Below are 13118 nucleotides of genomic sequence, written 5' to 3'. Positions count from 1 at the left end.
GGAGGAAATCAGATGTCAACAAAACGTCGCTTGTTTACTTCTGAATCGGTAACTGAAGGTCACCCAGATAAAATTTGTGATCAAATTTCAGATGCTATTTTGGACGCTATATTGGCTAAAGATGCTAATGCAAGAGTTGCTGCTGAAACTTCTGTAACAACAGGTCTAGTACTCGTTGCAGGTGAAATAACTACTTCTACATATGTGGATATTCCAAAAATTGTTCGGGAAACGATTAAAGAAATAGGGTATACACGTGCAAAGTATGGATTTGATGCAGAAACAAGTGCAGTATTAACTTCTATTGACGAGCAATCCGCTGATATCGCATTAGGGGTAGACCAAGCTCTAGAAGCTCGTGAAGGTAAGATGACGGATGAGGAAATAGAAGCAATTGGTGCAGGAGATCAAGGCTTAATGTTCGGGTTTGCATGTAATGAAACAAAGGAACTTATGCCTTTACCCATTTCGTTAGCACATAAATTATCAAGAAGACTAGCTGAGGTTAGAAAAGAAGAAATCTTACCTTATCTACGTCCAGATGGTAAAACACAAGTTACAGTCGAATATGATGAGAATAATAAACCAGTGCGCATTGATACAATTGTAATTAGCACACAGCATCATCCAGAAGTGACATTAGAACAAATTCAACGCAATATTAAGGAATATGTAATCAATCCTGTTGTACCAGCTGAATTAATCGATGAAAACACGAAGTATTTTATTAATCCTACAGGACGCTTCGTGATCGGCGGACCACAAGGAGATGCTGGATTAACTGGACGTAAAATCATCGTTGATACATATGGTGGATACGCACGACATGGCGGTGGAGCGTTTTCTGGAAAGGATCCAACAAAAGTGGACCGTTCCGCTGCTTATGCAGCACGTTATGTAGCAAAGAATATTGTCGCTGCAGGATTAGCTGATAAAGTAGAAGTACAATTAGCATATGCAATCGGTGTAGCGCAGCCAGTATCTATTTCTGTTGATACATTTGGTACAGGGATTGTTTCAGAAGATAAGCTAGTAGAAGCAGTACGTGAAAACTTTGACCTTCGCCCAGCAGGAATTATTAAAATGCTCGATCTTCGCAAACCAATATACAGACAAACAGCCGCTTACGGACATTTTGGCCGTACGGACATCGATCTGCCATGGGAACGTACAGATAGAGCAGAGCTAGTAAAAAAAGCAGTAGAAGCATAAAACTTGAGAAAGAAGTTACAAGAAAGTGTAACTTCTTTCTTTTTTTTTTCGTCTAATACTTAATGATGACAATTGTATTACATGTATAAAAAATAAGGATGGAAATGCTAATAACTGATTTATATATTTACACTATTTATGTTAAAATAGAAGACTAAGTGAAGTTTTTATGAAACTTATTACCTATTAACATCTATTCTATTTAAGCGTATAGTAAAAAATTGATTATGGTTCTGCTATTAGAACAATGAGTTAGTTATAGATGTCTCAATGCATGTAGGAAAAGAAATGGAGAAGGTGAGAGCAATATGTGTGGTTTTGTTGGCTGTGTACATGAAAAAGCACAGAACTTTCAAGAAGAACAAAAAGAACTATTTGCAGGAATGAATCGTGTTATAACACATAGAGGTCCTGACGATGAAGGATATTATTATGATAACCACATTCAATTCGGTTTTCGCCGATTAAGTATTATCGATATTGAAAGTGGGCATCAGCCTTTAACATATGAAAATGAACGTTATTGGATAATCTTTAACGGAGAAGTATATAACTATTTAGAAATAAGAGAAGAGTTAGTGAAGGCTGGATTGACCTTCCAAACAAATTCAGATACAGAAGTAATTATTGCTTTATATAGCCATGAAAAGGAAAAAGCGGTTGAGAAATTGCGTGGAATGTTCTCTTTCATCATTTGGGATAAACAAGAAGAAACATTATACGGAGCACGCGATCCGTTTGGGATTAAACCATTCTTTTATTTTGATGACGGAGAGAAAACATACTTTGCTTCTGAGAAGAAAAGTATATCATTAGCATTAGAAAGTGATGTTATCGATTATCGTTCTCTACAACATTATTTAACCTATCAATTTGTTCCTGAGCCTTATACGATGTCAGAGGGAATTAAAAAGCTAGAACCAGGCCATTATTTTACCAAAAAAATTGGTGAACCTATGGAAATCAAACGCTATTGGAGAGCATCCTTTAAACCTGTTGTAAAGCAAGAGGACGAGTATACAAAAGAAATTAAAGATGTACTGTTTGATAGTGTGAAAATGCATATGAGAAGTGATGTTCCTGTTGGATCATTCCTTTCAGGAGGAATTGATTCATCCATTATTGCTAGTATTGCTAAGGAATTTCATCCAAACATTAAAACATTTTCTGTAGGATTTGAACATAATGGATTCAGTGAAATCGATGTAGCAAAAGAAACAGCTGATAAATTAGGATTAGAAAATATTAGTTATATTATTTCTCCGCAAGAATATATGAACGAAATTCCGAGAATTATGTGGCATATGGATGATCCTTTAGCGGATCCAGCTTGTGTACCCTTATATTTCGTAGCACGTGAAGCAAGAAAACATGTAACAGTTGTTCTATCTGGAGAAGGTGCAGATGAGTTATTCGGCGGATATAATATTTATCGGGAACCACAATCTCTTGAAGTGTTTAATAAAATTCCGAACGTCGGAAAAAAATTGTTGCGAGCTGTAGCAAATATTCTTCCAGAAGGCGTGAAAGGAAAAAGTTTCATTGAACGCGGAGTTACACCGATGGAAGAAAGATATATTGGAAACGCAAAAATGTTCTCTGAGTTGGAAAAAGAAAAACTACTTTCTGTCTATAACAATGGTTTGCATTATCGTGATATTACAAATCCATTATATGAAGAAAGCAGAGGATATGATCCTGTGGATCGTATGCAGTTTATTGACATTCATACGTGGATGCGTGGGGATATTTTATTAAAAGCGGATAAAATGACGATGGCTCATTCTCTAGAATTACGCGTACCATTTTTAGATAAAGAGGTCTTTAAAGTTGCTTCTAAAATTCCTACTTCCTTAAAAACAGCGGATGGTACAACAAAATATATTTTACGAAAAGCAGCAGAATCCTTTGTCCCAGAGCATGTACTAAATCGTAAAAAGCTAGGTTTCCCTGTTCCAATTCGTCATTGGTTAAAAGATGAAATGAATGAATGGGCGAAAAACATTATTAAAGAAAGTGATACAGATCACTTATTAAATAAATCAGTTGTTCTTCAGTTGCTAGAGGACCATTGTCAAGGTAAAGCAGACAATAGCCGTAAAATATGGACAGTATTGATGTTCATGGTTTGGCACAGTATTTATATTGAAAAAAAATATTCCTTCGAAAAGGAATATTTAAAAGAAGGAAAGGTAGCAATTAAGAATTAATCGTAATTGCTTGACTTCCCATTTGCACCCAGGATTCTTCAAAATCCTTTATGGGTGCTTTTTTGTTTTTTTCTCCTGTAAGTGGATCATTAAAGTAGATAGATGTTTCATCATAGCCAGTAATAAGAACCGAATGCTCTGAATAAGTTATTTTTACAGTTCCGCTTGGTGTATTCCATGTCCGAAATTGGCTCTCTGGTAACTTTTTGAATGTTGAATTTGTAATGACCCATACTGGTCGATTATTCGATAAATGATTTTTTATTTCTTCAAAATCAGATCCGGTGAAATCGACAATAGAGTCTGGTAAATATTTCTCCGCTAATGCAGCAATTGGTTTATGGTATACACCTAAACCTGGACCGTTTAATGAGTATATATCCCCAATAAATCCATCATTCGGATGTCCATAATAGATTTTACCGTTTGCTCTTGTATAGGGAGTAGTATCTTTTTTAATTTGTTTTGCTAGCGTCATTTTATCGACATCTACATCTACATATTGAAGCAGCATAGCAAGACTTGTTACCTCACAGCCTCGTGGAAGTTCAGGTAACTGGTTTATAATAGGAGCATCTAATAATACAGATTCTTTTATTAAATTTGTTTCCTCTTTTATGGATAAGAGGGCTTTTCGAGTATTTTGTGTGGCAAACTCCTTCGCATAAACAATTGCTTGATAGCCGTCTCTATTTATAAGTAGAAAACTAATTGCAATCATGGCGAATATCGTAAATAAATAGAGACTTTTTACAAAGATGCTTAGTTTATTTCTTACTAATAAATATAATAAGAAAAATAAAGTAATCAATGAAATTACTATTATTGTATTTGATTCCATTTAGTTATCACCTAATCAATTTCTTTATTAAATTATATCGGCTTGAAAAAAAGTTCTTTTAGAAAATATATAAATTGTCACAAAGTTTCCTTTCTTTTAGTTAATTTTGGAACTTTTAAGAAACGATATCCATTCTTTCGTTCCTTTTCCCTATTTTTCGACAAAAGAAACCTTTTTTAGTATACCATTTATTTTGATAAATGATGAGGTTTGTATTATAAAGGTACATTTCTAAGTTATTTGCTATAATTAAAGTAACTTTGGATCATAATAAAAAAAGCTGATCTTCGTCTATTCGCATTTATTATTAATAAGTTATATTACAAATAAAATCTTTATTTTTTTCATAATTTGCTGGTTTGTTAAAGTTGAATAAAGCCAATTTAGATTTTTACATGGGATGGAGGAGCTTTTATGTGGAAATGGGAAGCTGAGGGAAACGCGAAAGCGGTCATTGTTATTGTTCATGGAGCAATGGAGCACCATGGTAGATATGGCTGGCTTATCGAAATGTTTCGGTTAGCTGGTTTTCATGTTGTAATGGGAGATCTTCCTGGACAGGGTATGACAACTAGATCTGATCGAGGACATATTGATTCATTTGATGAATATACAATAGAAATTAAAGACTGGATTCAAGCTGCCTATCAATTTGATCTGCCTATTTTTTTATTGGGGCATAGCATGGGGGGCCTTGCTTCTATTAGACTTCTCCAGCAGGAGAAATTAAAAATAGCAGGCTTGATTTTATCTTCACCATGCTTAGGGTTGATTAATTACCCCTCCAAGTTGATGAGTTTAGTATCACTTCTCTTGAATAAAGTGGCCCCAAAGCTAAGAGTTAATTCCGGTTTAACGATTGATATGGCAACTCGTAATGCAGAAGTAAGAGAAATTGATTCAAATGATACTTTATATATAACGAAAGTTTCTATCAGATGGTACCGTGAATTGATTAATGCAACAAAGAAAGCCTTTGAAGACATCGCCAATACGCAAGACTTGCCACTTTTGCTTATGCAAGGCGGCGGCGATTTAGTTGTAGATAAAAAAATGGTAAAAACCTGGTTCAATATGATACCATTATCTGAAAAGAGATATAAAGAATGGCCAGAGTTTTATCATGAAATTTTTAATGAACCAGAAAGAGATGAAGTTTTTGAATACACGAAGGATTTTATCAATAGTCAATTGAAAGCAATTGGTTATATTGTATAAGCGAGGTTTTTTATATGTCAGTTCCAAAGATGCCAATAACATTAATGTCAAAAGTTTACTTAAAGGTTTTTCCAGTTGTCCATCAAGAATTGAGCTATTGGGCGCAAAGAGCAGAGAGTATTCCTAATTTAGAATTAAGAAAACAAGCATTAGCAAGTATTGAGAATAAAACATTTCATTGTGAAGGTGGTTCCATCATGGCCCTAATTGCCATGAGCAAGTACAAAGAAGTGATTAAATTTATTGTAGCCTACCAAACGATAAGTGATTACTTAGATAATCTTTGTGATCGAAGCACTTCGCTTGATCCGAAAGATTTTTCTGCTTTACATGAATCAATGGAACACGCTTTAACTGTTGGAGCTAAACCAAGTAATTATTATCGTTATCGAGAGGATCAAGATGACGGAGGCTACTTATATGATTTAGCTAAGACATGCAGAGATACACTAGCAAAGCTACAGAATTACGGAAGCATTAAGGAACAGCTTTTAGAATTATGCCGCTACTACTGTGATTTACAGATACATAAACATGTGATAATGGAAGAACGAATTCCTCGATTGAAATTTTGGTTTGAAAAAAATAAAAATCATGTCCCTAAAATGGAGTGGTATGAATTTTCTGCTTGCTCTGGCTCGACTTTAGGAATTTTTTGCTTAGTCTCTTATGCATTTCGGGATGATTTTGATGATTCTTATCCAGCACTAATTCGAGATGGATATTTTCCTTATATCCAAGGACTACATATCTTACTAGACTATTTTATCGATCAAGAAGAGGATAAAATAGGTGGTGACTTAAACTTTTGTTTCTATTATAAAAATGAAGAGGAATTATTTAATCGTCTAAAGCATTTTGTAACAGAAGCCGATCGCCATACTAATAAACTCCCTCATCAAAAATTTCATAAACTGATTAACCGAGGTTTATTAGGCGTCTATTTATCTGACGAGAAGGTAAATAAGCAACGAAATATCCGCAAGCTTGCCAAAAACATGATTAGGACATCTGGTCCAATCGGCTATTTTTTCTATCTGAACGGAAGAGCTTATAGAAAGTTTCAAAAAGTAATACCGAGTGGAGCATTAAGAGCATTGAGCAAATAAAATAAGGGTGAGACATAAGTATTTCAACCCAATATAACCCCGAACAATTATGCGTGCATATTAGGAAATATTCGTATAATTATTTGGGGGTTTTTATTTATTTTAAGAAAAAAGGTTTGTGGTAATCACCCGCAGACTGAATACACTTCGCTTTCCATGGGGCGAGCGCCAAGTCTCCTCGTTCCTGCGGGGTCTTGGACTTTCTCGCAGCTCCCATAGGAGTCTACGTGTATTCAGTCTGCTCTGTTTTTTTCTAGTAATTTTAGTTTGCTAAAAAACTAAATAAGCTTTAAAAAAGGAGTGAAATGGAACGGAGGATACTCGACTCCTGCGGGAAGCAGAGCAAAGCCTAAGCCCCCACAGGCTTTAGCCGAGGAGACTTAGGTTGCTCCCCGGCGCATCGTGTGTCTGTAGTGTAATGGAACGAATTGGTTTCACCACTGAATTAGAGATTGTTCGTCTTTATCCAATATATATTTTGTTTTGTCCCATCCTCATTTTGTTGCAGCGGGTATTGAGCTTCTTTCCACAAGTATGTCAGTAGTTTCATTCCATTTCATTTCATTTGAATTAATATTGTGACTATCTTTTCTCAATTGCGATAATAAAAGGCGGATTATTAATGCCATTTATAAACTGATAACGAAGCACATGAGCTTCCTGTTGATTTATATTTTCAACATAGGTAATAAGTTTGTCCCGTTCAATAGCTCCCTCTGGATGGCCATGATAAATCACTAATACAATAATCCCTTCTTTAGACAGGATTTGAAGTAGCTGTTCGATTGCGGCAATAGTTGTTTCAGCCTTTGTGACAATCGACTTGTCTCCACCAGGTAAGTAGCCTAGATTAAAAACAGCTCCTGTGACTTTTCCGTGGTACTGAGAAGGAATCACATCCATTATATGCTCATGTCCGCACAAATGAAGAGAAGCAGCTTCTTGCAATGCTTGATTAATTAGCTTGTCCTTTGTCGCCAGTAAAGCAGCTTCTTGAATATCAAAGCTGAATACCTTTCCTTTGTTTCCAACAAGATTGGCTAAAAAAACGGTATCATGACCATTTCCCATTGTAGCATCAATTGCAATATCTCCTTTCGATATTGCTTTTTCCAATAATTGATGAGCAAATGGAATGACTCTGTCTAACTTCATTGTGTCACCTTCTTATTTGCCTGATAGAATTTACCTTGCCAGCTATTGCGGCTTTTTAATTCTGCATCAATTTTGTTTAATACTTCCCATTTATTTACACTCCACATTGGCCCCACCATTAATTCAATTGGTCCATCTCCAGTAATTCGGTGAATAATTATTTCTGGTGGTAATATTTCTAATTGATCGCAAACTAATGATATATATTGATCAAATGTTAAAAATTTCAGCAGGCCCTTTTCATATTGCTTGACCATTGGAGTTCCCTTTAATAAATGAAGCAAATGGATTTTAATTCCTTGTACGTCTAGCTCGCTAACGCTTTTGGCTGTTTCCATCATCATTTCGTTCGTTTCCATTGGTAAACCATTAATAATATGGGAGCAAATACGAATATTATGCTTTCTCAGCTTATTAACGCCTTCCACATATGTTTGAAAATCATGAGCCCGATTAATAAGGTTTGCGGTTTTTTCATGAACCGTCTGAAGACCTAGTTCTACCCATAAATAAGTACGTTCATTTAGTTCTGCTAAATACTCGACAACATCATCTGGTAAACAATCTGGGCGTGTTGCGATAGATAGACCAACAACATTTTCCTGCTTAAGCACCACTTCATATTTTTCGCGCAGTACATCAACAGGAGCATGAGTATTGGTGTACGCTTGAAAATAGGCCATATACTTTCCGTCTTTCCATTTCGTATGCATCTTGTTTTTTATATCATGGAATTGCTTTTCAAGGCTATCAACACGATTGCCAGCAAAATCGCCAGAACCAGCTGCACTGCAAAAAGTGCATCCTCCATGTGCTACAGTACCATCTCTATTCGGGCAATCAAAGCCGCCATCTAGGGCAATTTTGAAAACTTTGTGACCGAATTCATTTCGAAGATGATAATTCCATGTATGATATCTCTTATTATCAGAGGCAAATGGGAATGGGTTATTCTGATTCATATCAGTGTAACCTCCTAAGTAATTTTAATTCTTTTTTTGTCATTTCCACCTAAGCATTTTAACATGACTCAGTTCTTTATCCAACAGAATTTCTTCATCAGTTAAGAAAAGGAAGTAATAGGAGAGGAACAATAGACAGATACTACTTGTGAAGCAATCTGCTTCTAATTGAAAAGATTGTTGGGAGGTTATTATTTGGCTACTCGCGATTCCATGAGCGACTTACTACAAAGATGTAATGATGTAATCAATTTTGCAGAACAGCAATATGAAGCAGCAAGACGTCAGGAACATTTTAATGATACGGAATATACGGATGCACAAATGCAATTAGAGAATATTTACAATGATTTGCACACGATGGATCGCAGTGCAAACCAGCAGCAAAGAGAAGAACTGCATCGCATGCGATTACTGATAGAGCAAATGCAAAATCAAATGACATTAAGACTGCATTAAGAGGGGGATTAAAATGGATAAACGTTCGAAGAAAAATAATCCAGAACAAAAAACACGTAATGGGATAAATAATCAGGATATAGAGCTGGGGAAAGATGTTGATCTAATTAAAGCCGCCAAAAAGAAATATGAGAATTCTGGAGGTCAACCAGCTAAATCCAAATCAAGACAAGAATAATTTATTAATAAAAAATGTCCCAACGGTATGAAGACTGTTGGGACATTTATATCAATTGGTTTTAGGCGTTAACTTAGAAGCTTCTTTTGTGGGATAATCATAGAAAAAGGCTGTAAACAAGCTAATTACAAGTAGCACGACTAATATAGGCACAAGCAAAGTCATACCACTGCTGTCAACAAGCATTCCCCCGACAAGTGGACCAATCATTCTTCCACCAGTTGCTGTACTGTTTACGATTCCTTGGAAAAAGCCTTCTTTCCCTTTAGGAGCCAGCTTATCAGCAATGGTCGGTACTGCTGGCCAAATAAGCATTTCTCCGATTGTTAAGATTATCATCGCCGCAAGAAAGCCAGTAAAGTATTCTGCTTTTCCTACAATAAGGAAGGAAACAATAAAAATACCGATTCCAATAAGCATTTGTTTCTTTATAGATGTACATACTTTTTTGGTGAAAAAAGAAATCAGCGGTTGGCCGAACACAATGAGACCACCATTAACAGCCCATAATAAACTATATTGTGTTAAAGGAATACCTAACTCCTGTGTATGGGTGGAAATGGTAGCTTGCCATTGAACATAGCAAATCCAGCACAATAAATATCCCAATCCTAAAATACCGAGTGAATACATAGCGGGACTGCCTTTTAACAAATGTCTTCCTTTTCTTTTAGAAACCGTACCAGTAGTAGAAGGAAGGACATCTGTTTTTACTTGAATGTTTTTATAACTAAAGAAGGCAATAAGGAAAAATACCCCATACATAAGGGTGTTGGACAAGAAGATTAATTGGAACGAATAAGAAGCGATAAATCCACCAATTGCTGATCCTAGTGCCACACCAACGTTTTGCGCAACATAAATACTATTAAAAGCTTTTCTTCCTCCCTCTGGCCAAACATTCCCTGCCATTGCGTACATGCTAGGATATATAATACCTGATCCAAAACCAGATAACGTAAAGAATGTACAATAAGCTTCCCAATTGTGGAAAAGAGTCAATCCTAGTAAAGAAAAGGCGGTTAAAGAGATCCCTAATAAGATGGATAGATATCCCCCTAATTTATCGTAAAGAATGCCTCCGATTAAATTACCGATAACACTTGCTCCAGAATTAAGCATAAGAATAAAACCTGCAACCGTAAGTGTTTTTCCTAAATGCTCATGAATGTATATACTATTTAAAGGCCAAAGTAAGGAAGATCCTGTAACGTTAACAGCCATTCCAATAACTAAAAGCCATAGAGAACGAGGCATAATAATGCTCCTTTTCAACTTTATTCTTAAATACCAAAATAAGTGTAGTTGCTTTTTAACAAACCTGCAATAGAATAGTATCCATTTTTTTAAAGGCGGAATTTTCTGATAGAAAAGCGCGATAAAAAGCGTTTTTGAAAGGTAAATTAGGATGAAAAGTCGATAATAATCATTTTAATATTTAATTTATTTGAAAAATAAGTATTTTTCTAATAAAGTAGTAATAACCCCAAAATTAAGCATGGAGAAAGGATAAAATAAATGACAAAAATATGTTTAATAAGGCATGGAGAAACAGATTGGAATGCACTGGGAAGGATTCAAGGAAAAACGGATATCCCATTAAATGAAAATGGAAAGAAGCAGGCAGAACAATGCCGTGACTATTTAAAGCATTCAGATTGGGATGTCATTGTTACAAGTCCTCTTAAAAGAGCAAAGCAAACAGCGTTAATTATAAATGAAGCTTTGCAACTAGAAGTGGTAGAAATGGATGAATTCATGGAGCGCAGTTTTGGCGATGCGGAAGGGAAAACAAGAGAAGAACGAGCGATTCTTTATCCAGATCATCACTATCCAAACCAGGAATCAAGAGAAGCCCTTGTCAAAAGACTAACTGGCGGCCTAGAAAAAATTCTTTGCCGGTTTCCAAACGAAAAAGTATTACTAGTTGCTCACGGTGCAGTTATCCATACATTATTAACCATAGTGTCAGAAGAATCTCTCAAAATAGAAAAATATTTATCAAATGCTTGTATTAGCAATATTCAGTATAAAGAGAAGCGCTGGGAAGTGAAAAATTACAACTTGGTCGATCATTTAGTGGAGATACATGAATAGGAATGATTGGAAGGGGATTTGATCAATGAGTGATTTTGGTGCATACATAGATAAAAATATTTCATTGAAACCAATGAAACGAGGAAACTTGGACGGGTTGACTTTCGCTGTAAAGGATGTTTTTGCTATTAAAGATTATCTTTCCTCGGCTGGGAATCCAGATTGGCTTTCTAGTCATCCTCCTGCTAAAGAAACAGCACCTGTGATTACTAGCTTGCTGAATAATGGTGCCCGGCTGCAAGGTATAACAATCACAGATGAATTGATGTATAGTTTAAATGGAGAAAATTTTCATTACGGAACTCCAGTTAATCCTAAGGCCCCTAATAGAATTCCAGGTGGATCCTCCAGTGGTTCAGCTGTAACAGTTGCTGCAAAACGGACAGATTTCTCTTTAGGGACAGATACAGGAGGATCGATAAGAATTCCATCTTCTTATTGTGGAATTTATGGAATCCGCCCTTCCCATGGAGCAGTGAATATAGAAGGAGTAATCCCTCTTGCAAAAAGCTTTGATACCGTTGGATGGATGGCAAATGACGCAGAAATTCTAAATGAAGTTGGAAAAGTGCTTTTGCCTGCCCAAAGAGACGGCTCTTTTACGAGATTTATCATGGGAAGTGATGCATGGGCATTGGCAGACCAAGAAGTTCATAAAGCCTTTGCTCCTTTATTGGAGAAATTAAAACAGTCGGTACCTAATTATACAACAACGGTTATAGCAGAAGAAGGTCTGCAAGAGTGGTCTGAGGTCTTTAGAATGCTACAGGGCAAAGAAATTTGGCAGGAGCATGGAGAATGGATTCAAAAAGTAAAGCCTACGTTTGGGCCAGGCATAGCAGAAAGATTTAAGTGGGCGAGTACAATAAAAGACGAAGATTTAGCACCATATCATCAGTTGAGACGTAAAATTCAGCAAAGAATGGAAGAACTGCTTAAAGATGACGCAGTTTTGATCATTCCTACAGCTCCAGGAATCGCACCTCTTTTAAATCTACCTGTTTATGAATTAGAAGAAAGAAGAAAGCAAACCTTTCAGTTGTGCTGTATTGCAGGATTAACGGGTTTCCCCCAAGTGAACATACCATTAACTACAAGCAATGGAGTACCAGTAGGTCTTTCTCTTATAGCTAGTAGAAATCAAGATAGAAATTTACTTCGATTAGTAGCTGAGTGGGTAAAGAAATGGTAATGATATAACCTTAAAGGAAATATAGGCATATCTATAAAGGAAGCAGATAACCTAGTTATTTACAAATTTTTATTCAAGCTTAGCGAATTTTTGGTAATCTATTTGAAGCAGTTCTGAAACTATAAAAACAAAAAAGGGCGAGGAATTCTTTTTTGGGGGCAGGCATTTTAGGGAACACTGCTGTAGACGCACGAAGTAAATTCATAAAAAGTATGGTACTGAAATGATTACTGATTCTCATATGCAGGCAATGTCTGCAACAACGCTAACCAAATAGAAAATTACTATTAGTATCTCAGTAAGTGGCAGTACCAAAGATACTATTGATGCTTTAAATATTGCCAAAAACAATGAGGTTAAAATTATATATTACGCACATTAACATTCTCCCATTACAAAGATTTCAGACTGTTGTTTTATTAACAGGCGGTAGAGAAACTGCATTTCAAGACGGTTTCATGTCGGCAAGTTATGCAATGGGGTTG

General features: G+C 35.9%; 12 protein-coding genes. 8 read left to right on the top strand and 4 right to left on the bottom strand.

The genetic code is table 11. From position 1 onward, the window contains the following. The first annotated feature begins 12 nt into the window (after positions 1 to 12). On the top strand, positions 13 to 1212 hold the full coding sequence (metK, locus tag NiCM35_RS24225) for a methionine adenosyltransferase (protein ID WP_047944533.1): 1200 nt from the start codon (positions 13 to 15) through the stop codon (positions 1210 to 1212). Between the two features lie 308 nt (positions 1213 to 1520). Next, complete coding sequence (gene asnB, locus NiCM35_RS24220) at positions 1521 to 3422, top strand: asparagine synthase (glutamine-hydrolyzing) (RefSeq protein ID WP_095332502.1); 1902 nt, start codon at positions 1521 to 1523, stop codon at positions 3420 to 3422. On the opposite strand, the gene NiCM35_RS24215 is transcribed toward asnB, so the two are convergent. Beyond that, entirely contained in the window at positions 3412 to 4263 is an 852-nt protein-coding gene (locus NiCM35_RS24215; protein WP_095332500.1) for a C39 family peptidase, read from the bottom strand. The genes asnB and NiCM35_RS24215 overlap by 11 nt on opposite strands. Before the next feature lie 414 nt (positions 4264 to 4677). On the opposite strand from NiCM35_RS24215, the gene NiCM35_RS24210 reads away from it, so the two are divergent. Next, positions 4678 to 5481: an alpha/beta hydrolase gene (locus tag NiCM35_RS24210; RefSeq protein WP_047944530.1), complete on the top strand. Its 804-nt coding sequence runs from the start codon at positions 4678 to 4680 to the stop codon at positions 5479 to 5481. Between the two features lie 14 nt (positions 5482 to 5495). Then, complete coding sequence (locus tag NiCM35_RS24205; RefSeq protein WP_095332498.1) at positions 5496 to 6590, top strand: tetraprenyl-beta-curcumene synthase family protein; 1095 nt, start codon at positions 5496 to 5498, stop codon at positions 6588 to 6590. 582 nt (positions 6591 to 7172) lie between these two features. Here the strand turns inward: NiCM35_RS24205 and mnmM are convergent. After that, positions 7173 to 7745, bottom strand: a complete 573-nt coding sequence (gene mnmM, locus NiCM35_RS24200; RefSeq protein ID WP_095332496.1) for a tRNA 5-(aminomethyl)-2-thiouridylate-methyltransferase MnmM — start codon at positions 7743 to 7745, stop codon at positions 7173 to 7175. Beyond that, positions 7742 to 8707 carry a tRNA modification radical SAM protein MnmL/YtqA gene (mnmL, locus tag NiCM35_RS24195; protein WP_433780831.1) on the bottom strand — a complete coding sequence of 322 codons (966 nt, stop codon included), beginning with the start codon at positions 8705 to 8707 and terminating at the stop codon, positions 7742 to 7744. The genes mnmM and mnmL overlap by 4 nt, the downstream gene beginning before the upstream one ends. 195 nt (positions 8708 to 8902) lie before the next feature. On the opposite strand from mnmL, the gene NiCM35_RS24190 reads away from it, so the two are divergent. Together NiCM35_RS24190 and NiCM35_RS24185 are read left to right on the top strand one after the other, a co-directional pair. Then, positions 8903 to 9166 (top strand): YtzC family protein, encoded by a 264-nt coding sequence (locus NiCM35_RS24190; RefSeq protein WP_047944522.1) that lies wholly within the window; start codon positions 8903 to 8905, stop codon positions 9164 to 9166. A 13-nt stretch (positions 9167 to 9179) separates the two neighbouring features. Next, positions 9180 to 9344: a glycogen biosynthesis protein GlgD gene (locus NiCM35_RS24185; RefSeq protein WP_095332492.1), complete on the top strand. Its 165-nt coding sequence runs from the start codon at positions 9180 to 9182 to the stop codon at positions 9342 to 9344. A gap of 51 nt (positions 9345 to 9395) precedes the next feature. On the opposite strand, the gene NiCM35_RS24180 is transcribed toward NiCM35_RS24185, so the two are convergent. Continuing rightward, positions 9396 to 10601, bottom strand: coding sequence for an MDR family MFS transporter (locus NiCM35_RS24180; RefSeq protein WP_123258099.1), 1206 nt, complete (start codon positions 10599 to 10601; stop codon positions 9396 to 9398). A gap of 261 nt (positions 10602 to 10862) precedes the next feature. Between NiCM35_RS24180 and NiCM35_RS24175 the strand changes: the two genes are divergently transcribed. Further along, positions 10863 to 11441: a histidine phosphatase family protein gene (locus tag NiCM35_RS24175; RefSeq protein WP_095332489.1), complete on the top strand. Its 579-nt coding sequence runs from the start codon at positions 10863 to 10865 to the stop codon at positions 11439 to 11441. Positions 11442 to 11466: 25 nt separating this feature from the next. Then, positions 11467 to 12633 (top strand): amidase, encoded by a 1167-nt coding sequence (locus NiCM35_RS24170; RefSeq protein WP_123260665.1) that lies wholly within the window; start codon positions 11467 to 11469, stop codon positions 12631 to 12633. Positions 12634 to 13118: the final 485 nt, after the last annotated feature.

Origin of the sequence: Niallia sp. M35 (assembly GCF_050971705.1) — a bacterium.
GTDB classification, from domain to species: domain Bacteria; phylum Bacillota; class Bacilli; order Bacillales; family Cytobacillaceae; genus Niallia; species Niallia circulans_A.
The sequence above is the reverse complement of the archived record's forward strand: the minus strand, read 5'-3'. Positions and strand labels throughout refer to the sequence as shown.

Coding starts and splice junctions, on each gene's coding strand:
- NiCM35_RS24180 (WP_123258099.1), bottom strand. CDS start 10,601: ATGCCTCGTTCTCTATGGCTTTTAGTTATTGGAATGGCTGTTAACGTT.
- metK (WP_047944533.1), top strand. CDS start 13: ATGTCAACAAAACGTCGCTTGTTTACTTCTGAATCGGTAACTGAAGGT.
- NiCM35_RS24215 (WP_095332500.1), bottom strand. CDS start 4,263: ATGGAATCAAATACAATAATAGTAATTTCATTGATTACTTTATTTTTC.
- NiCM35_RS24175 (WP_095332489.1), top strand. CDS start 10,863: ATGACAAAAATATGTTTAATAAGGCATGGAGAAACAGATTGGAATGCA.
- NiCM35_RS24170 (WP_123260665.1), top strand. CDS start 11,467: ATGAGTGATTTTGGTGCATACATAGATAAAAATATTTCATTGAAACCA.
- NiCM35_RS24205 (WP_095332498.1), top strand. CDS start 5,496: ATGTCAGTTCCAAAGATGCCAATAACATTAATGTCAAAAGTTTACTTA.
- NiCM35_RS24210 (WP_047944530.1), top strand. CDS start 4,678: ATGTGGAAATGGGAAGCTGAGGGAAACGCGAAAGCGGTCATTGTTATT.
- mnmL (WP_433780831.1), bottom strand. CDS start 8,707: ATGAATCAGAATAACCCATTCCCATTTGCCTCTGATAATAAGAGATAT.
- NiCM35_RS24185 (WP_095332492.1), top strand. CDS start 9,180: ATGGATAAACGTTCGAAGAAAAATAATCCAGAACAAAAAACACGTAAT.
- asnB (WP_095332502.1), top strand. CDS start 1,521: ATGTGTGGTTTTGTTGGCTGTGTACATGAAAAAGCACAGAACTTTCAA.
- mnmM (WP_095332496.1), bottom strand. CDS start 7,745: ATGAAGTTAGACAGAGTCATTCCATTTGCTCATCAATTATTGGAAAAA.